Origin of the sequence: Paraburkholderia haematera, assembly GCF_905220975.1 — a bacterium.
Classification (GTDB): domain Bacteria; phylum Pseudomonadota; class Gammaproteobacteria; order Burkholderiales; family Burkholderiaceae; genus Paraburkholderia; species Paraburkholderia haematera.
In genome coordinates this window covers 13,044-32,320 of record NZ_CAJNBK010000020.1, presented here as the reverse complement: position 1 = coordinate 32,320, position 19,277 = coordinate 13,044, and the positions used below count along the sequence as shown (strand labels likewise).

The 19,277-nt window shown below is 62.8% G+C and carries 16 protein-coding genes; 7 read left to right on the top strand and 9 right to left on the bottom strand.

Translation table 11 applies throughout. The features are described from left to right. Positions 1-46 precede the first annotated feature (46 nt). On the top strand, positions 47-787 hold the full coding sequence (locus KHO23_RS26190; protein WP_211614488.1) for a response regulator: 741 nt from the start codon (positions 47-49) through the stop codon (positions 785-787). Positions 788-852: 65 nt separating this feature from the next. Here the strand turns inward: KHO23_RS26190 and KHO23_RS26185 are convergent, their stop codons facing one another. The 4 genes from KHO23_RS26185 to KHO23_RS26170 all read right to left on the bottom strand — a co-directional run bounded on the left by KHO23_RS26185 (position 853) and on the right by KHO23_RS26170 (position 2,770). Then, positions 853-1,524 carry a flagellar basal body L-ring protein FlgH gene (locus KHO23_RS26185; protein ID WP_211614486.1) on the bottom strand — a complete coding sequence of 224 codons (672 nt, stop codon included), beginning with the start codon at positions 1,522-1,524 and terminating at the stop codon, positions 853-855. A gap of 127 nt (positions 1,525-1,651) precedes the next feature. After that, positions 1,652-2,365, bottom strand: coding sequence for a hypothetical protein (locus tag KHO23_RS26180; RefSeq protein ID WP_211614484.1), 714 nt, complete (start codon positions 2,363-2,365; stop codon positions 1,652-1,654). 3 nt (positions 2,366-2,368) lie between these two features. Next, complete coding sequence (locus tag KHO23_RS26175) at positions 2,369-2,536, bottom strand: DUF6726 family protein (RefSeq protein WP_328822005.1); 168 nt, start codon at positions 2,534-2,536, stop codon at positions 2,369-2,371. Between the two features lie 45 nt (positions 2,537-2,581). Further along, positions 2,582-2,770: a hypothetical protein gene (locus KHO23_RS26170; protein WP_211614480.1), complete on the bottom strand. Its 189-nt coding sequence runs from the start codon at positions 2,768-2,770 to the stop codon at positions 2,582-2,584. A gap of 440 nt (positions 2,771-3,210) precedes the next feature. Between KHO23_RS26170 and KHO23_RS26165 the strand changes: the two genes are divergently transcribed. Both KHO23_RS26165 and KHO23_RS26160 read left to right on the top strand, forming a co-directional pair. Continuing rightward, the gene (locus KHO23_RS26165) at positions 3,211-3,951 is read left to right on the top strand and encodes a response regulator (protein ID WP_211614477.1); all 741 of its coding nucleotides are present in this window, start codon (positions 3,211-3,213) and stop codon (positions 3,949-3,951) included. After that, positions 3,948-5,216 (top strand): ATP-binding protein, encoded by a 1,269-nt coding sequence (locus KHO23_RS26160; RefSeq protein ID WP_211614475.1) that lies wholly within the window; start codon positions 3,948-3,950, stop codon positions 5,214-5,216. The genes KHO23_RS26165 and KHO23_RS26160 overlap by 4 nt, the downstream gene beginning before the upstream one ends. Before the next feature lie 204 nt (positions 5,217-5,420). On the opposite strand, the gene KHO23_RS26155 is transcribed toward KHO23_RS26160, so the two are convergent. Beyond that, complete coding sequence (locus KHO23_RS26155; protein WP_211614473.1) at positions 5,421-6,347, bottom strand: tyrosine-protein phosphatase; 927 nt, start codon at positions 6,345-6,347, stop codon at positions 5,421-5,423. A gap of 249 nt (positions 6,348-6,596) precedes the next feature. On the opposite strand from KHO23_RS26155, the gene KHO23_RS26150 reads away from it, so the two are divergent. Beyond that, the gene (locus KHO23_RS26150; RefSeq protein WP_211614471.1) at positions 6,597-7,856 is read left to right on the top strand and encodes an MFS transporter; all 1,260 of its coding nucleotides are present in this window, start codon (positions 6,597-6,599) and stop codon (positions 7,854-7,856) included. 17 nt (positions 7,857-7,873) lie between these two features. Continuing rightward, positions 7,874-9,139: a D-amino acid dehydrogenase gene (locus tag KHO23_RS26145; protein ID WP_211614469.1), complete on the top strand. Its 1,266-nt coding sequence runs from the start codon at positions 7,874-7,876 to the stop codon at positions 9,137-9,139. Between the two features lie 197 nt (positions 9,140-9,336). On the opposite strand, the gene KHO23_RS26140 is transcribed toward KHO23_RS26145, so the two are convergent. The 3 genes from KHO23_RS26140 to KHO23_RS26130 form a co-directional block, all read right to left on the bottom strand. After that, positions 9,337-10,806 carry a glutamate synthase subunit beta gene (locus tag KHO23_RS26140; RefSeq protein WP_211614467.1) on the bottom strand — a complete coding sequence of 490 codons (1,470 nt, stop codon included), beginning with the start codon at positions 10,804-10,806 and terminating at the stop codon, positions 9,337-9,339. 137 nt (positions 10,807-10,943) lie between these two features. After that, the gene (locus KHO23_RS26135; protein ID WP_211614465.1) at positions 10,944-15,647 is read right to left on the bottom strand and encodes a glutamate synthase-related protein; all 4,704 of its coding nucleotides are present in this window, start codon (positions 15,645-15,647) and stop codon (positions 10,944-10,946) included. 297 nt (positions 15,648-15,944) lie between these two features. Beyond that, complete coding sequence (locus KHO23_RS26130) at positions 15,945-16,652, bottom strand: transposase (protein ID WP_211614463.1); 708 nt, start codon at positions 16,650-16,652, stop codon at positions 15,945-15,947. A gap of 187 nt (positions 16,653-16,839) precedes the next feature. Between KHO23_RS26130 and KHO23_RS26125 the strand changes: the two genes are divergently transcribed. After that, the gene (locus KHO23_RS26125) at positions 16,840-17,562 is read left to right on the top strand and encodes an OmpW/AlkL family protein (protein ID WP_211614461.1); all 723 of its coding nucleotides are present in this window, start codon (positions 16,840-16,842) and stop codon (positions 17,560-17,562) included. A 298-nt stretch (positions 17,563-17,860) separates the two neighbouring features. After that, on the top strand, positions 17,861-18,055 hold the full coding sequence (locus tag KHO23_RS26120; protein WP_407946073.1) for a hypothetical protein: 195 nt from the start codon (positions 17,861-17,863) through the stop codon (positions 18,053-18,055). On the opposite strand, the gene KHO23_RS26115 is transcribed toward KHO23_RS26120, so the two are convergent. Then, positions 18,025-19,227, bottom strand: a complete 1,203-nt coding sequence (locus KHO23_RS26115; protein ID WP_211614459.1) for a deoxyguanosinetriphosphate triphosphohydrolase — start codon at positions 19,225-19,227, stop codon at positions 18,025-18,027. The genes KHO23_RS26120 and KHO23_RS26115 overlap by 31 nt on opposite strands. Positions 19,228-19,277 lie beyond the last annotated feature (50 nt).

The following is a 19,277-nucleotide window of genomic DNA, read 5'->3' as shown; positions in this document are numbered from 1 at the left end:
CGTTAGGCGCTTTGCGCCGCTCGCGCGGATCACTAAGATGACCTGGATGAACCCATCCATTCTGGTCGTCGACGACGACCCCGTCGTACGCGAACTCGTCAGCGACTATCTGCTAGGGCGAGGCTTCAGGGTGTCCACGCTCGAACACGGCATGGCGCTGCAGCGCGCATTGCAGAACGAGCGTCCCGCGCTGGTCGTGCTCGACATCATGATGCCGGAGCTCGACGGCATCAGCGCACTGCGTGCACTGCGCGTTGCCGGCGACGATATTCCCGTGATCCTGCTGACCGCGCGCGCCGATCCGATCGACCGCGTGATCGGTCTCGAACTCGGTGCCGACGACTATCTCGGCAAGCCATTCGAGCCGAGCGAACTGGTCGCGCGGATTCGCACCGTTCTGCGCCGCCGCGGCACGATTGCGCCGAGCGCGCCGGAGCAGCGCGCGCCCTATCGTTTCGGTCGTTTCGAGGTGAGTTTTCCGGCACGCGAATTACGCCGCGATGGCGAACGCATCCCGCTGCGTTCGAGCGAATTTGCGATGCTCAAGGTGTTCGTCACGCACGCGATGACCGTACTCACTCGCGCGCAGTTGCTGGAGAAGCTGCACGGCAATAGCGAGGCGCATCGCAATCGCAGCCTTGACGTCTCGATCTGGCGTTTGCGACGGCTGATCGAAGTGGATCCGTCCGAGCCTCGCTATGTGCAAACCGTCTGGGGACGCGGCTATGTATTCGTGCCGGACGGTGAAATCGGCGCAGCGGAACGCGACGCGGCGCAGCTTTCGTAGTACTTACCCGGTGCATAAGGGGAATGTACGCGGCGCGTGCCCCCCCCGCCCATCCCATATCGACCTCAAAACGTCAGCACGCTCAGAAACATCCTCTGCAGCCAGCCCATCGTGGTGGCGTCGGACACCATCCCCACGCCGGCCTGCTCGATGCGTGCATTCGCAACCTTGCTCGACGCCACATAATTGCCTGCTTCGATGTCCTTCGGATTGACGATGCCTGACAGACGCAAGCGGTCACGGTTACCGCTCATCGCGATCAGCTTCTCGCCCGACACCACCAGATTGCCGGTCGACATCGTGCCGATCACGGTCACGGCCAGCGTGCCGGTCATGCCGCTGATATCGGTGAGACTGCCCTGCCCTTTGTAGTCGGTACTGGCCGAGCCGACGTTGAACAGCCTCGCGAGGCGCGCGGCGGCATTGGTCGACTGATCGGCGGCGGTCGCGGTGATGCTGCTCGAACGGCTCGCGGCAGCGGTCGCGCTATTGTTGCCGCTGTACGACTCCGACAAGCGGATCGTCAGCACGTCGCCAATATGCTGGGCACGCGGTGTTTCGTAGAGCAGCAAGGGCGAGCCGGCCTGATAGATCGCACCCTGCGTATTGACGTTCAGCGGCGCCGACGCGAGCGGCGGTGACATGGGTGTTTCAACGATCGACGGCTGCTGATTGCTTGCGCAAGCCGCGAGACAGGCCGCCGCGCCAAGCGCGACAGTGAGACGTAGCGCAGTCATGCATGCTCCGTGGCCGAATTGGCCGGATTGAAAACGGACGGTGGGGTCGGCGCGCCGGTGCCTGGTTCAACGATGCAATCGAAGCGACGCATGCGCCCGCCAACGGCGCGATGAATGAGACCGTGCATCAGCCCGCCTCGGCACCGCTTGCCTGCCATTGCCGCACGACCGACTTCACCCATGCGTCCGAGCCCTTCAACAGATAGGTGAGCGTGCCGTTGCGGGTCCCTGGCAAAAAGCACAACGTGATCGAGCTCACCGCGTTGTCCCACACGTAGACCGGCATCGCACCCGGCGACGACACGCTTTGCGTCACCAGACGCGGCGCGCCATAACGGTCCGCAAGCGCATCGCGCAAGTCCTCGGCGGTGATCTCGTCGATCACAAATGAAATCTCGTACAGACGCAGTGCGCTCTGAGCGTCGATACGCGCAAAGCGCAGCACATGCTCCTGGGCCGGCACGCCGTCAACAACGGCTTGCGACACCGCCCAGCCATCGTCCGTGCGATGCGCCCAGCGGCACGCAACCGTCAGACTCTCGCGCGATTTCAGCCGCATGCCGAGCGCGCCCGCCAGAACGTCCGTCTCGCAGACGGGCACGCTGCCGAGCGGCGTGGCGCGCACGGTCGAGCCGGCGCGGAATTCGTCGAGCGTGGTGCCGAGCGCAATGCCGCGAAACGCGAACGGCATGTCCTGCGAACGCCGGCGTGCCTCGGGGGGCGCGCCCTTCGACGCGGCGCTGGCCGCATTCGCTTCACGCGCGACCGGCTGCGCCTCGGCAGCCATCGGGACCATGCCGCCTAGCAGCACGAGCGCGTAGGCAATCCGTTTGAATGTCATGATTCAGTCGATGGCGGATGAACACATGTCGAACGGTGTGGCCGCGGCATGGCCGACGACCGGGATGACTTTCAGTGTGGCCGACGTCAGCCGGCACGGCAGCGCGGCGACGGCGCAGCCGCCGAGTGGCAGCAGCGCCGCGCCAAGCGTCAACCACGCAGCGACACGGATGAAGCGCTCAGGAATGCTCGGGGTCGACACACGGGCCTCGGTGCGTCAGGCAGTCGTGTTGACGTGATGCCCGACCAGCCCCGACGGCAGCGAGGGGAGCGCCTCGCTGGCGGACTCGCGTGCCTGCGGTGTAGGTGAAACCGACGAGTTGTTGGGCGTTGCGGGCTTTTCCGCCGCCGGCATGGGCGCGAGCGAAGAAAAGCGGGTTGAACTGAGATTGCTGTGAACGGTCATGATGAGCCTCGCGTGGCGCTAGGTTTCGATTTCACGCCGCCTGCCGTGGGCCCAAGGCGTTAGGCTGTTTTCGACATGCGGCGCAACGTACTGCACGACGAATCATCTCGCCGCGCACGCGGTGGCGATGCACGAAGGAACGCGCGCTTTCCGGCGGTTCTTACGACCCGTTGCGATTCATTGCGACCCGTTTCCAGCAGCAGGAATTGCGGGAAAATTCTTTCATCGGAGGAATTTAAGCGGTGCAAAATGACCGCTGCGCCGCGCTGCACGTAGCCAATGCATCGCCAGCGTATTGCCAGATATGCAGCACTGAAATAGGTCGTGAGCCTTTGGTGGCGGGCCTGACGCCCTAACCGGCAGCGATGGCGCGACTTTCCGTAAGCATTGGTAAGAAAACAGTCGGTCGCGCGTCGCGCGCGTCAGTCTAGAATTTCGCCATGAATCCACAGGTCCTTATCGTCGACGACGATCCGGTCGTACGCGATCTGCTTTGCAAGTTTCTGCAGACGAACGGCTTCGACGCGTCGGTGCTGCACGACGGCACCCATCTGCAACGCCGGCTCGAACGTGAACGGCCGTCGGTCGTTGTGCTCGACATCATGATGCCGAACACCGACGGCTTACGCGCGCTCACCGCCTTGCGCGCCGCCGGCGACGACATTCCGGTGATCTTCGTGACGGCGCGCGGCACGGTGGCCGACCGCATCGTCGGGCTTTCGCTCGGCGCGGACGACTATCTGACCAAGCCGTTCGACCCACGCGAACTGCTCGCGCGCATTCATACGGTGCTGCGCCGCCGCGGGCCGTCCACCACGAGCGCGCCCGAAGCCCGCAAGCCGTATCGCTTCGGCCCGTTCGAACTCGACTTCGCCACCCGCTCGCTGTCGCGCGACGACTCGAAGTTGCCGCTGCGCGACAGTGAGTTCGCGCTGCTAAAGATCTTCGTCAACAATCCGTACAAGGTGCTGTCGCGCGTGCTGATTCACGATCTCGTGCATCGCGACAATCTCGCCTTCCGCGACCGCAGCCTCGACGTGCCGATCTGGCGCCTGCGCCGCGTGATCGAGGACGACCCGTCCAATCCCTGCTATGTGCAAACAGTGCGCGGCAAAGGCTACGTGTTCGTGCCCGATGCCGACGGCACACCGTTCGCCGACGAGGCTGCCCCAAGCGCATGAGAAACCCGCTGAACACGCTATTCGGCAGAATGGCGTTGCTGTCGACGGCGGTGTTGTTCGCGATTCAGGCCGGGTGGTTCGTGCTGGTGGTGATGCAGCCACCGCGCCACGAAATCGACGGCTTCGCGCGCGGCATTCTGCTGGTGCTGCAGGCCATCAATGGCGAGCCGATGAAGGGCGCCGCGCTCGCGCCTGCCATGCGCGTGCACCTCGTGCCCACCTGGAACATGCCGTCAAGCGTCCATTTGCACGCGCCAACCATGCATCCGCTGGTCGAACTGAGCCGGCAATTGCACGAGAACCTGCCTCCCGGCACTCAGATCGCCGTCGACGACCTGCGGCCGCCGCAGCTATGGGTGCTGTTCCCCGGCAAGTCGAACTGGGTCGTCGTGCCGGTGGACGTACCGCCGCGCCCGCGCTTCCTGGTCGAATCCATCTCGATGCTGCTGGCCGCGTTGATCCTGTCGCTGTTGGCGGTCTGGCAGATGCAGCGGCCGCTGTCGCGCGTGGCCGATGCTGCCCGCGCGTTCGGATCAGGCGGCCGGCCGGAACCCGTGACCGTGCAAGGCCCGCGTGAACTGCGCGATCTGATTGGCTCCTTCAACGACATGATGCGGCGTCTGAATGAAGCCGGCGACGACCAGGCGGTGATGCTGGCCGGCGTCGCGCACGATCTGAAGGCGCCGCTCACGCGCCTCAAGTTGCGCGCGAGCGTATTGGTGGCGGAAAGCGAGCGGGCCGGCCTGATCCGCGACGTCGACTCGTTGACCAACATCGTGCAGCAGTTTCTGGAGTTTGCCGGCCAGTCCGCCGACGCGGGGCCGCCGGTCGAAGTCAACGCATTCCTGCAGGAACAATTTTCCGCCAGCGACAGCACCGAGACGCCGCTGTTCACACTTGATTTGCGCGCCGGTTCGTCGTTCACGCTGCCGCGCACCTTGCTCGACCGGCTGGTCACGAACCTCGTCGACAACGCGCTCGAGCACGGCTCGCCGCCCGTGGATATCGCCACGGCACGTAACGACCGGCATTGGGTCATCAGTGTGCGCGATCACGGTCCCGGCATTCCCGACGACCGCATTGCGGCGGCAATGAAACCGTTCGTCCGGCTCGACGCCGCGCGCGGCGGCGAAGGCCATTGCGGCCTGGGCCTCGCGATCGTCGCCCGGCTCGCGCACGATCGCGGCGGACGCTGCCATGTGCGCAATCACGCCCAAGGCGGGCTGGAAGTACGGATCGAATTGCCTGGGCCCGCACAATCATGAGGCCAGCGGAGAAGGTTTAGCGGGATCGAGCATGGGCGCTTACGCGCCCTTACTGAATGGGCTTTCGCGATGGCTGCGGCCTTATAGTCGCCCCCGGCAACCTCGATGCCGCCCTTCTCTGTCCGCCCAGTTCCTTGGGGCGGACTTTTTTTCGCCCGCGCCTGCCGGTGTGTTCCGCCCGGCACCACGCGCGGCGAGCGCGAGTCAGGCGACCAGGCGGTCGTGCAGCGCATCGATCGTTGCTTGAGAAAGGCCAAGACCTTGCGTCAGATAGCTCGCCATGGTGCCGTAGCTCGCCTGCACCTGATCGAAGCCCGCTTGCAGATAACCTTCCTGGACGTTGAGCAAGGGCGACTCGACCGTCGCGACCGCGTCGCCATCCTGCGCGCGCAACGTGGCGGTTTGTGCCTGGATCGATTGGGCCAGATAGACGTTGCTCAACAAATAGTCTTGCGTGATGACGTCGAGCGGTACGTTGGCGATGCTGAGCAGGAGTGCCGCAACCCAGCCCGCGCGATCCTTACCCGCATTGGAATGAAACAGTTGCACGCCGGTGCCATTGGCAAGCCGCGTGAGGAGTTCGCCGTAACCGACACGCTGGGCAGCGCCGGTGACATAGGCGCGCGCCTGGGATTGCATGAACGCAACGGCGGCACCCGCCGTATCGAACGTTGGCGCGACGAAGTCGCTGATACCCAGGACGTCGAGCGCTTGTGAAGTCGCACCAGTCGGCAGGATATCCGCGGCACGGGCGATTTCGCCGGGCGTGCGCAGATCGTAGACCGACGCAATACCGAGTTTGTTGAGAGCGGCCACGTCGGCGGCGCTGAGGGTCAGTGCATTCGCGCGATAGAAGGCACCACGGCGCATCTGTTTGCCGTCGACAGTGGGATAGCCGGCGGCCGCGCCTGCCACATCGCGAAAGTTGCTCACCGAGGCGAGGCGCGGCGTTTCCGGCTGATCCGTGTCCAGATTTCCGCCCCCGCAAGCCGACAGCAGCGAACTCCCCATGCCGGAGAGCAGCAGCACGCTTGCCGAGGATTTCAGGAACCCGCGACGCGATTGATAGGCCCGCAAAGGCGTACTCGCGGAGCGGCGGGATGGCGAGCAGGTTTTTGCGATTGCGGGCATGAACTGTGGCGAGGTGGCGAGCGCGAGCGTGAAGATAATTTTTGCAGCTTGAGCGCTGCCGACGCAGTTTAACGGCGGCGAATAATTTTTGGGTTACATGGTAGTAGTTCGTAAGGAACCGGAATGGAGTTTCTTACCCCCTCGCCATTTTTGACCACAACTGGCCGCAGAACTCCTCGTCCCCTTAGAATACAAAAAACCCGATCGAGCCGCCGGAAGGCAAAAACCGCCTGGAGACCCCACAAAAACATGCCCTCTCTCCAATGGTTCACCGAACTGACCCAGCGCGAACGCCGCACCCTCTACGCTGGTTTCGGCGGCTACGCAGTCGACGCCTTCGACTTCATGATCTACTCGTTCCTCATTCCGACGCTGATCGCGACATGGGGCATGACCAAAAGCGAAGCCGGCATGATCGCGACCAGTTCGCTGATTTCGTCGGCGGTGGGCGGCTGGCTCGCCGGTATCCTCGCCGACCGCTACGGACGCGTGCGTGTCCTCCAGTGGACCATCGCCACCTTCGCGATCTTCACCTGCCTGTCCGGCTTCACCCACTCGTTCTGGCAGTTGCTCACCACCCGCACGTTGCAAGGCATCGGCTTTGGCGGTGAATGGTCGGTCGTGACAATCATGATGGCCGAAACCATCCGTTCACCTCAGCATCGCGCGAAAGCTGTCGGCACCGTGCAAAGCAGCTGGTCGTTCGGCTGGGCCGCGGCGGCCATCATCTATTGGGCGTTCTTCGCGTTGTTGCCGGAACAGGTCGCATGGCGCGCCTGTTTCTGGATCGGCTTGCTGCCCGCGCTGTGGATCATCTACATTCGCCGCAATGTCAGCGATCCTGAAATTTTTCTCGAAACGCGCCGTGCGCGTGAGAGCGGTTTCGACACCTCGCACTTCCTGCAGATCTTCTCCTTCCCTCACCTCAAAACAACCGTGCTGGGCAGCGTGCTGTGCACCGGCATGCTCGGCGGTTATTACGCGATCACCACCTGGCTGCCGACCTATCTGAAAACCGTGCGCCATCTCTCGGTCTTCAACACCAGCGGCTATCTGATCGTGCTGATCGTCGGCTCGTTCACCGGCTATATGGTCGGAGCGGTTCTGTGCGACAAGATCGGCCGGCGCGCGTCGTTCGTGCTGTTCGCGATCGGCTCGTTCGTGCTCGGCATGGTCTACACGATGCTGCCGATCACCGACGGCATGATGCTCGCGCTCGGCTTCCCGCTCGGGATCGTCGTGCAAGGGATTTTCGCGGGCGTCGGCGCGTATTTGTCGGAGCTCTATCCGAATTCGATCCGCGGTTCGGGACAAGGCTTCTGCTACAACCTGGGCCGCGGTCTCGGCTCGTTCTTTCCTATCCTGGTCGGTACGCTGTCGCAAACCATGACGCTGGTTAAGGCAATGGGCATCGTCGCCGGTTCGGGCTATCTGCTGGTGATCGTCGCCGCGGTGTGTCTTCCGGAAACCAAGGGCAAAGTACTCGGCGCGGCCCGTCCTATCGCCTGAATTCGCCGACCAACCCCATGAAAACGATTGTTCTGGGCGGCGGTGTGATCGGTGTCGCCACCGCGTTTTATCTGCGCCAGCAAGGCTGCGACGTCACTTTGATCGAGCGGGAGCCGGACGTCGCGCTCTCCACCAGTTTCGGCAACGCCGGCGTGATCGCGCCGGGCTATGTGACGCCGTGGGCCGCGCCCGGCATGCCGGCGAAGATTCTCAAGTATCTGTTCAAGCCGACTTCACCGCTGATTTTCCGCCCCACCTTCGATCCCGCTCAATGGCGCTGGATCGCGCGCTGGTTGCGTGAATGCGACCTGGAGCGGTTTCGCGTCAACAAGCAGCGCATGCAACGCATCGCCTATTACAGCCGCGAATGTCTGCAGGAATTCCGCCGCTGCCATCCGTTCGACTACGGACGCAGCCAGGGCTACCTGCAATTGTTCCGCAGCGAGTACGACGTCGAACTCGCGCAACCCGCGCTGACGATTCTGCGCGACGCCGGTATCGCGCACCGCGAGGTCACCGCCGCGCAGTGCGTCGAGATCGAGCCGGGTTTGCGCTGGGCGCGCGAGACGCCACTCTCGGGCCTCTACCTTCCCGACGACGAAGCCGGCGATTGCGCGCGCTTCACCCGTGAACTTCGCGCGATCTGCGAGCGCAACGGTGTGCGATTTCGCTTCGACACGCGCGTTGAGTCGCTCGATGTGCAAGGCGGTGCGGTGCGCGGCGTGCGCATCGCGAGCGAACGTGGCAGCGAAACCTTGCAGGGCGATGCCGTGGTGGTGGCGCTGGGCGTCGATAGCGTGGCGCTGCTGGCGCCGCTCGGCGTGAAGGTGCCGCTCTATCCGGTGAAAGGCTACTCGGCGACGCTGCCCATCACCGACGAAGAAAAAGCGCCGCTCGCGGCACTGATGGATGAGTCGCTGAAAACGGCAATCACGCGCTTCGGCAACAACCTGCGCGTGGCGGGCACCGCGGAACTCGGCAATCGCCAGACGACCTTGCGCGAACAGGCCTTGCAGACGCTGATGAAAGTCCTCGGCGATTGGTTTCCGCACGCGGCCAATCCGACTTCCGCACACTTCTGGGTGGGCCGCCGGCCGATGACGCCCGATGGCGCGCCGTTGCTCGGCCCGTCCAGCGTGGGCAATCTGTGGCTGAACCTCGGGCACGGTTCTACGGGGTGGGCAATGTCAATGGGCTCGGGCCGCGTGGTGGCGGACCTGATCACACAGCGCCAACCGGAGATCGATCTCGACGGGCTGACGTTGACCCGGTATCGGAAATGATCCCGCGACCCATCGCATAGATAGGGAGCTCTGCACTGCAAGTCGCAAAAAAGGGAAAAGCCGGGTCACCCTCTCAGGTGCCCGGCTTTGTTTTTTACTGCTTTGGCGAACTGCTTATATACCGCTTTGTCGTCTCCACCTCGTCCTGCAAGCATTAGCCGGTTCCTGCCCCATCGGACGGAAACCAGCCTGAGACGTTAGCGCGGCAGTTCCGAATGCCCCATCAGGAATGCATCGACCGAACGTGCGCACTGACGGCCTTCACGAATCGCCCACACCACCAGCGACTGGCCACGACGCATATCGCCCGCCGTGAACACCTTGTCCACCGACGTGTAATAGGCCTTGTCGCCTTCGGTCGACGCCCGCACGTTGCCGCGGTTGTCCTTGTCGACGCCGAACGCTTCGAGCACCGGCGACACCGGTTGCGTGAAGCCCATGGCCAGCAGCACCAGATCGGCCTTCATTTCGAATTCCGAGTTCGGCACTTCCTGCATCCTGCCGTCCTTCCATTCGACGCGCGCGGCGATCAGCTTCTCAACCTTACCGTTCTTGCCTTCCAGACGCTTGGTGGCGACAGCCCAATCACGTGAGCAGCCCTCGTCATGCGACGACGACGTGCGCAGCTTGATCGGCCAGTACGGCCACACGAGCGGCTTGTTCTCTTCTTCCGGCGGTTGCGGCAGCAGTTCGAATTGCGTGACGCTCTTCGCGCCATGACGGTTCGACGTACCCACGCAGTCCGAACCCGTATCGCCGCCACCGATCACGACCACATGCTTGGCCTTGGCGAGCAGCTGGTTTGCGACCTTGTCGCCAGCGTTGATCTTGTTCTGCTGCGGCAGGAACTCCATCGCGTAGTGGATGCCTTCCAGCTCGCGGCCCGGCACCGGCAGATCGCGCGGCGTTTCCGCCCCGCCTGCGATCACCACTGCGTCGAACTGGTCCTTCAGTTCGGCCGGCGTGATGGTTTCCTTCGCCGTGTTACCGATGTGCGCCGGCAGTGAATCAGCCTTGCCGATGAATACGTTGGCGCGGAACGTCACACCCTCGGCTTCCATCTGGCGCATGCGGCGGTCGATCAGCCACTTTTCCAGCTTGAAGTCAGGAATGCCGTAACGCAGCAGGCCGCCGATGCGGTCGTTCTTTTCGAACACCGTCACATCGTGCCCCGCGCGCGCGAGTTGCTGCGCGACGGCCAAACCGGCGGGGCCGGACCCGACCACGGCGACCTTCTTGCCGGTCTTGTGCTTCGGCGGCTGCGGTGCGACCCAGCCTTCGGCCCACGCTTTGTCGATGATCGCGTGTTCGATCGACTTGATACCGACCGGATCGTCGTTGATGCCGAGCGTGCAGGCCGCTTCGCACGGTGCCGGGCAGATGCGGCCCGTGAACTCGGGGAAGTTGTTCGTCGAGTGCAGCACTTCGATCGCGTTCTTCCAGTCCTGATGGAACACCAGGTCGTTGAAGTCCGGGATGATGTTGTTCACCGGGCAGCCGTTGTTGCAGAACGGAATGCCGCAGTCCATGCAACGCGCGCCTTGAATCTTGGCTTCGTCGTCGGTCAATGCCGCAACGAATTCCTTGTAGTGCTTCACACGCGTGAGCGGAGCTTCGTACGCCTCGTGGCGGCGCTCGAACTCGAGAAAACCGGTTGCCTTGCCCATGTGGTTCTCTTCTCTATCTGTATCAGGTGAGGTGATCTACACCCGCCGCGCGGTCCGACTGAATGGTCGGCGCGGCGGGTACGGCTAAATGTGACGTCTTCTGTGCTGATGACCAGCGAACCTGCCTATACGGCAAGTCAGGCGGCGAGCACTTCCTTGTTCGCCTTCTTCGCGGCCATTTCGCCCAGCGCGCGCTTGTATTCGGTAGGGAACACCTTCACGAACTGACGGCGCGACGCATCCCAATTTTCGAGCAGCGCCTTTGCACGCGGCGAACCCGTGAACTGGAAGTGACGTTCGATGAGACCCTTGAGCAGGGCTTCGTCGGTCGTGGCGCTGTGCCAGAGACCCTTGTCGACCGTGCGTTCCTGTTCGGCCTGCTGCAAGACCGGATCGAGCGCGACCATCGACTTGTTGCACTTGCCCGCGAACGTGCTGTCCGGATCGAACACGTAGGCAATACCGCCCGACATGCCGGCCGCGAAGTTACGGCCCGTTTCGCCGAGCACGATCACCGTGCCGCCCGTCATGTATTCGCAACCGTGGTCGCCCGTGCCTTCGACAACCGCCGTCGCACCGGAGTTACGCACGCAGAAGCGCTCGCCTGCCACGCCGCGGAAGAACGCTTCGCCTTCAATCGCGCCGTACATCACCGTGTTGCCGCAGATGATGTTTTCTTCCGACTTGCCGCGGAAATCGTTGGTCGGACGGATGATGATGCGACCGCCCGAGAGGCCCTTGCCGACGTAGTCGTTGCCGTCGCCGACCAGATCCAGCGTGACGCCTCTCGCGAGGAACGCGCCGAAGCTCTGACCCGCGGTGCCCTTCAACTGGATGTGAATCGTGTCGTCGGCCAGGCCGTCGTGGCCGTACTTCTTCGCGATCGTGCCAGACAGCATCGCGCCGACCGTACGGTTCACGTTGCGCACCGGTTGGATGAACGAGACGTGCTCGCCCTTCTCGATCGCGGCTTTCGCCTTCTCGATCAGCGTGTGGTCAAGCGCGCGGTCGAGGCCATGGTCCTGCACATCGACGTGCTTGCGCGCGACTTCCGCCGAAACTTGCGGCTGATAGAACACGCGCGAGAAATCGAGACCCTTCGCCTTCCAGTGCTCGATGCCCTTCTTCATGTCGAGCAGTTCGGCGTGGCCGATCAGGTCGTCGAACTTGCGGATGCCCAGTTGCGCCATCAGTTCGCGCGCTTCTTCCGCAACGAAGAAGAAAAAGTTGACGACATGTTCCGGCTGGCCCTGGAACTTCGCACGCAACACCGGATCTTGCGTCGCGACGCCGACCGGGCAGGTGTTCAGGTGGCACTTGCGCATCATGATGCAGCCTTCGACGACGAGCGGCGCCGTCGCGAAGCCGAATTCGTCCGCGCCGAGCAGCGCGCCGATCACGACGTCGCGGCCGGTCTTCATCTGACCGTCAGCCTGCACGCGGATACGGCCGCGCAACTGGTTCAACACGAGCGTCTGCTGCGTTTCGGCCAGACCCAGTTCCCACGGCGTGCCGGCATGCTTCACCGACGACAGCGGCGATGCGCCCGTGCCGCCGTCATGGCCGGCGATCACGACGTGATCGGCCTTCGCCTTGGCGACACCCGCGGCCACCGTACCGACGCCCGACTCCGACACCAGCTTCACTGAAATGCTCGCCGCCGAGTTGGCGTTCTTCAGGTCGTGAATCAGCTGCGCCAGATCTTCGATCGAGTAGATGTCGTGGTGCGGCGGCGGCGAGATCAGGCCCACGCCCGGCACTGAGTAACGCAGCTTGCCGATGTATTCCGACACCTTGTGGCCTGGCAATTGACCGCCTTCGCCCGGCTTCGCGCCCTGCGCCATCTTGATCTGGATCTGATCGGCCGAGGCCAGGTATTCCGCCGTCACGCCGAAACGGCCCGACGCCACCTGCTTGATCTTCGAGCGCAGCGAATCGCCATCCTTCAGCGGAATGTCGACGATCACTTCGTCGCCGATCACCGACTTCATGGTGTCGCCGTTCTTGATCGGAATGCCGCGCAGTTCGTTGCGATAACGGTTCACGTCCTCGCCGCCTTCGCCGGTGTTCGACTTGCCGCCGATGCGGTTCATCGCGACAGCCAGCGTGGCGTGGGCTTCAGTCGAAATCGAGCCCAGCGACATGGCGCCGGTAGCGAAACGCTTGACGATTTCCTTCGCCGATTCCACTTCGTCGAGCGGGATCGCCTTGGTCGGATCGAGCTTGAATTCGAACAGGCCGCGGAACGTCATATGACGCCTGGTCTGGTCGTTGATCAGATGCGCGTATTCCTTGTACGTCTGGTACGAGTTGCTGCGCGCCGAGTGTTGCAACTTGGCGATCGCATCCGGCGTCCACATGTGTTCTTCGCCGCGCACGCGGTACGCGTATTCGCCGCCCGCGTCGAGCATGTTCGCGAGCACCGGGTTGTCGCCGAACGCATCACGATGCAGACGGATCGCTTCTTCCGCGACATCGAACAGGCCAATGCCGCCAACCTTCGACGAGGTGCCGTTGAAGTACTTCGACACAAGGCCTTCAGCCAGACCGACTGCTTCGAAAATCTGCGCACCGGTATACGACATGTAGGTCGAAATGCCCATCTTCGACATGACCTTCATCAGGCCCTTGCCGACTGCCTTGGTAAAGTTGTAGACCGCCTTTTCCGCCGACAGGTCACCCTTCAGGCCCGCTGCGAGCTGGCCAAGCGTTTCCATCGCGAGGTACGGGTGCACGGCTTCCGCGCCGTAGCCCGCGAGCAAGGCGAAGTGGTGCGTTTCGCGCGCCGAGCCGGTTTCCACGACCAGGCCCGCGCTCGTGCGCAGGCCGTGCTGGACGAGGTGCGTGTGAATCGCGGCCGTCGCCAGCAGCGCCGGGATCGCAACGTTGTCGCGGTCGGTCTTGCGGTCCGACACGATCAGCATGTTGTAGCCGGACTTGACCGCATCGACGGCTTCCGCGCACAGCGAAGCCAGACGCGCCTCAATGCCTTCCTTGCCCCAGGCCACCGGATAGCAGATGTTCAGTTCGTACGAGCTGAACTTGCCGCCCGTGTACTGATCGATCGCGCGGATCTTCGCGATGTCCTTGAAGTCGAGCACCGGCTGCGACACTTCGAGACGCATCGGCGGGTTGATGTTGTTCGTGTCGAGCAGGTTCGGCTTCGGACCGACGAACGACACCAGCGACATCACCATGTTTTCACGGATCGGGTCGATCGGCGGGTTCGTGACTTGCGCGAACAACTGCTTGAAGTAGTGATAGAGCGTTTTGTTCTTGTTGGACATGACCGCCAGCGGCGAGTCGTTGCCCATCGAACCAACCGCTTCTTCACCGGCTTGCGCCATCGGCGCCATCAGGAACTTCAGGTCTTCCTGCGTGTAGCCGAACGCCTGCTGGCGATCCAGCAAGGCAGCGGCTTCGCGGCGTTCCGTTGCGACGTCTTCGGCCTTCGCCTCGATTTCGTCGAGCTTGATACGCACGGCGTCGATCCAGCTCTTGTACGGCTTGGCGTTCGCGAGGTTGTCCTTCAGTTCCTTGTCGTCGATGATGCGGCCGTGCTCCATGTCGATCAGGAACATCTTGCCCGGCTGCAGACGCCACTTCTTGACGATCTTCGACTCGGGAATCAGCAGCGTGCCCGCTTCGGACGCCATGATGACGAGGTCGTCATCGGTGACGATGTAGCGCGCCGGACGCAGGCCGTTACGGTCGAGCGTCGCGCCGATCTGACGGCCGTCGGTGAAGGCGATCGCGGCGGGGCCGTCCCACGGCTCCATCATCGCGGCGTGGTATTCGTAGAAGGCGCGGCGGTTGTCGTCCATCAACGTGTGCTGTTCCCAGGCTTCCGGGATCATCATCATCATGGCGTGAACGAGCGGGTAGCCGGCCATCACCAGCAGTTCGAGACAGTTGTCGAACGAGGCAGTGTCCGATTGGCCCGGGTAGATCAGCGGCCAGAGCTTCGGCAGGTCGTCGCCGAGCACGTGCGACGCGATCGCGCCGGTACGGGCGTTCAGCCAGTTGACGTTGCCCTTCACCGTGTTGATTTCGCCGTTGTGGGCGATCATGCGGTACGGGTGAGCCAACTCCCACGCCGGGAACGTGTTGGTCGAGAAGCGTTGGTGCACCAGCGCCAGCGCCGAGACGGTGCGCTCGTCCTGCAGGTCGCGGTAATACACGCCGACCTGGCCGGCCAGCAGCAGGCCCTTGTAGACGACCGTGCGCGCCGAGCACGACGGCACGAAGTATTCCTTGCCGTGCTTGAGCTTGAGCGCCTGGATGCGGTGGCTCGCGGTCTTGCGGATCACGTACAGCTTCCGCTCGAGCGCGTCGGTCACCATGATGTCCTTGCCGCGGCCAATGAAGATCTGGCGGATCAGCGGCTCGCTTGCCTTGACGGTGGGCGAAATCGGCATGGTGTGGTCGACCGGCACATCGCGCCAGCCCAGCACGACCTGGCCTTCGGCCTTCACCGTACGTTCCAGCTCCTGTTCGCAGGCCAGACGCGATGCGTGTTCCTTCGGCAGGAAGACCATGCCGACGCCGTACTCGCCGTTCGGCGGCAGCACGACGCCCTGCCGGGCCATTTCCTCACGATAGAAACCGTCCGGGATCTGGATCAGGATGCCCGCACCGTCGCCCATCAGCGGATCGGCGCCGACGGCGCCCCGGTGGTCGAGGTTCTCGAGAATCTTCAGGCCTTGCTCGATGATCTCGTGGCTTTTCTTGCCCTTGATGTGAGCGACGAAGCCGACGCCGCAGGCGTCATGTTCGTTTTGCGGGTCGTACAGACCTTGCGCGGCGGGAACCGGATGAGCCGGTTGCTGGTGGTCGTTCATGGGGACACCGTCTGTGAGGGGCCGGACAGGCCGTTAAACCGTTTTTCTATTGCCGCAGTTCGCACCGCAACCACGTCGGCGACTCAGTACGCTTGAATGCTGTGCGTATCAAAAAACGCCGGAATTCGGAATATACGCGACGAATCAATGGAATAGCAAATAAAACGTGATGATCGAGACCCAATTATCAAATTGGTGCATTGCGGTCATTTTTTATTGGTGCCATATCAAAATGGTGCAAAAGAAAACGGCACGCGAAGATGCCGTTTCGAGCGTATCCCTTTGATGCGGAACGCTTTATTGCGTCTGCGGGGTCTCGCGGACTTTGCGCGGCCGCCCGCGCGGCAGCGGCGAAACGCGCCGGTTGGCGGCCCGCGCCGCCCACTCGCGATAGGTGTCGCTACCCAAAACCCAGCCCTTCAAGGTGGCCTGCTGAAGCTGACTGGCTTCGCGTTCGTCGAGCGGCTGCTCGCACAATTCGCGGTAGGTACGCTGCCGTTCGAACGGCGTGTTGCCGAGCGACCAGTACAACGGGTGGTCGGTAATCAGGCTGTCGAGCGTCAAGCCGATGTGGTGCCGGTAGCTCGACCAGCGGTAGTCCTCGGGCACGCTCACGAGCCCGGTGCGTACCGGGCACATCTCGACAACCCGGCTCGCGAGCAGGAAGTAGCGCTCGCCTTCGATCACCGTGGCGCGGTAACGCCCTTCCCACAAGGTGCCGCGGCGCGCGTATCGCCGGTTGAAGTGCGCAACGTAACGGCGCCCTACCGCCTGCATCGCCTTCGGCAGGCTCGACTCTTCAGTCGGCGTGACGAGCAGTTGCACAGCGCCAGGCATCAACGCATACGCATGGATAGACAAGTGATGGTCGCGTGAAGCCGCTTTCAGACAGTCGATGAAAAGCTCGTAGTCCTGGTCGTCGACGAATGCGGGCTGCTGATCGAGTCCGCGGAGGATGACGTGCTGCGGCTGTTCAGGGACATAGAGACGTGCAAGCCGTGCCATGCTGAAGTATCCAATAGTCGCGTTGGTATATACCCGAAGGTCCGAAAAGCCGCATGGGCGCTGGGTTCGGCGCGGCGCGGCTTAGCCAGAAACCGCCCGGCGCTTAGGGAGAAAGCTCTAACTGCCGCGTATGGTTTGTTTCAAACGTTGTCGTCATAATGAGCGGGCCTTTTTTGGAGGAGCACATATGAAATTAAAACAGGCCATAACGGGGATCGCGGCGCTCGCCTGCATGACGGCAGCTCACGCGCAATCGGCCGGCAGCTTTTACGCTACGACGGGGTGGTTCCATTTCGCCCCCCAAGACAGTAGCGATCCGTTGAAGGAAACAAGCGCCGGCGGGAGACCCGTCAACGTCTCACTAGCTGGCACAGGTGCCGGCATCGACAGTTCCGACACCCTCGGCTTAAGCCTAGGCTACTTTGTCACCGATCACATCGCTGCGGAAGCTGAACTTGGCATTCCGCCGAAATTCAACCTGCTAGGCACAGGCTCCTTCGAGCAATTCGGCACGCTCGGCTCCGCGAAGCAATGGAGTCCCGCGCTCCTGTTCAAATACTACTTCAACGACCCCGCCGCAAAGTTCCGACCCTATGCCGGCCTCGGCGTCACGTACGTCTGGTTCACGGACGCGAAGATCACCAACACTGCGTTTGAACAAGGCGTACTGCATGGTCCGACCTCAGTATCGACGGATCGTTCCTGGGCACCCGTGTTTAATCTCGGTTTCAACTATGCGTTCACCAAGCACTGGTTCGCAGGGCTCTCCATCTCATACATACCGCTCAGCGTAACCGCGAAACTGACCTCGAACGCGGCGACTCCGGTCGGCAACCTGACCGTGACGTCCGAGGCAAAAATCAAACTCAACCCGATCGTTACTTTCGCGAAGATAGGTTACGTCTTCTAGGAAGGCAGGCTGTGCCTGCATGGATCGAACCGCCGCGAACATTCCGCACCTCGGCCAAACGCCGTCACACACGTGACGGCGTTTTTATTTTATGCCTCTGTCACCCATTATGGTAAATGCCGGATGCCATGTAATTTTGACCACCAATCGACCTTTCCGGTGCAATTCCTGCCACACGAAACGGTCGGCACGTCGGCGATGATCTCGCTGGAACAGCGCGTAGCTTTTGGCATCGAAGTTGCGTGACCTTCCCGGCGAATCGCCGGCCATAGCCGCCACGCGGCTAAAGACATCGCCAATGAATCGCGCGCTGCTGTCGGAACTCGAAGACACGCTGGCCGACGGCACGCATGCCGACGCCGTGCCGCTACGCAGCAAATTGCGCAAGCGACACGAGGTTGCGCGCGCCCGCCTGGACGCCCCCGCGAAGCCATGCGCCGATGAGCATCGACGCCAACCCGATCAATTGTCGTCTATCACGAACAGCCGCTGATACTCCTTCACTGCATATCGATCCGTCATACCCGCGATGTAGTGGGCGATCAGGCGCGGTTGCTGCGACGCGTCCGTGGATTGATAGCTGGGTGGCAACAGCCGCGGATCTTCCGTGAAGGCGTCGAACAGACCGGCTACTACGCGGCGCGCCTTGTTGGCCATGCGCATCACCCGATAGTGGCGGTACAGGTTCTTGAACAGAAAGCGCTTGAGCGCCGCGGCCTGCGCTGCGATCGCTTCGCTATGCGCGACCAGCGGCGGTGCCGCGCGCACGGCGTCCAGTGAGACGGGTGTGTGTCTTGCCAGATTGAGCGACGTCGTATCGATCAGGTCGACGATCAGCGTATTGATGATGCGGCGCACCGTCTCGTGAATCAGCCGGCGCCCCTCGATGTCCGGAAAGTCGCCGCGCGCCGCCTCGAAGTGTGTCTGCCATAGCTCCACCTCGGCAAGTTGCTCCACCGTGATGAGGCCTGAGCGCAAGCCATCGTCGACGTCGTGATTGTTGTACGCGATCTCATCGGCGACATTGGCGATCTGCGCTTCAATGGAAGGTTGCCTCCCCTCCAGAAAACGCTCGCCGAGCGCGCCGAGCCGCCGCGCATTCTCACGCGAGCAGTGCTTGAGAATGCCTTCCCGCGTTTCGAAGCAGAGGTTCAGGCCATTGAACGCGCCGTAGTGCTCTTCCAGATCGTCGACCACCGCAAGGCTTTGCAGGTTGTGCTCGAAGCCGCCATGCTCGCGCATGCACTCGTTCAGTGCGTCCTGGCCCGCGTGGCCGAACGGCGTGTGGCCGAGATCGTGCGCCAGCGAAATGGCTTCGACGAGGTCCTCGTTGACGCGCAGATTGCGGGCGACTGAACGGGCGATCTGGGCGACCTCGAGGCTGTGCGTGAGGCGAGTGCGAAACAGATCGCCCTCGTGATTCACGAACACCTGAGTTTTGTACTCAAGCCGGCGGAATGCCGTCGAGTGGACAATGCGATCGCGATCGCGCTGGAATTCGGTACGCGCGCTCGGCGCAGCTTCGGGATAGCGGCGGCCGCGCGACTGGGCAGAATGGGCCGCATACGGCGCAAGATGCGCTTCGAGTGCTTCCTGCGACGGCACGCGGCTCACGGGCCTGCCTGCCGGGTCATGCTGTACATCGTCGCTGCGCCTGTCAGTCACCGGATTCTCCGAAACATGGGCGGCGCCTCGTGACGCTGGTGCACATTGCC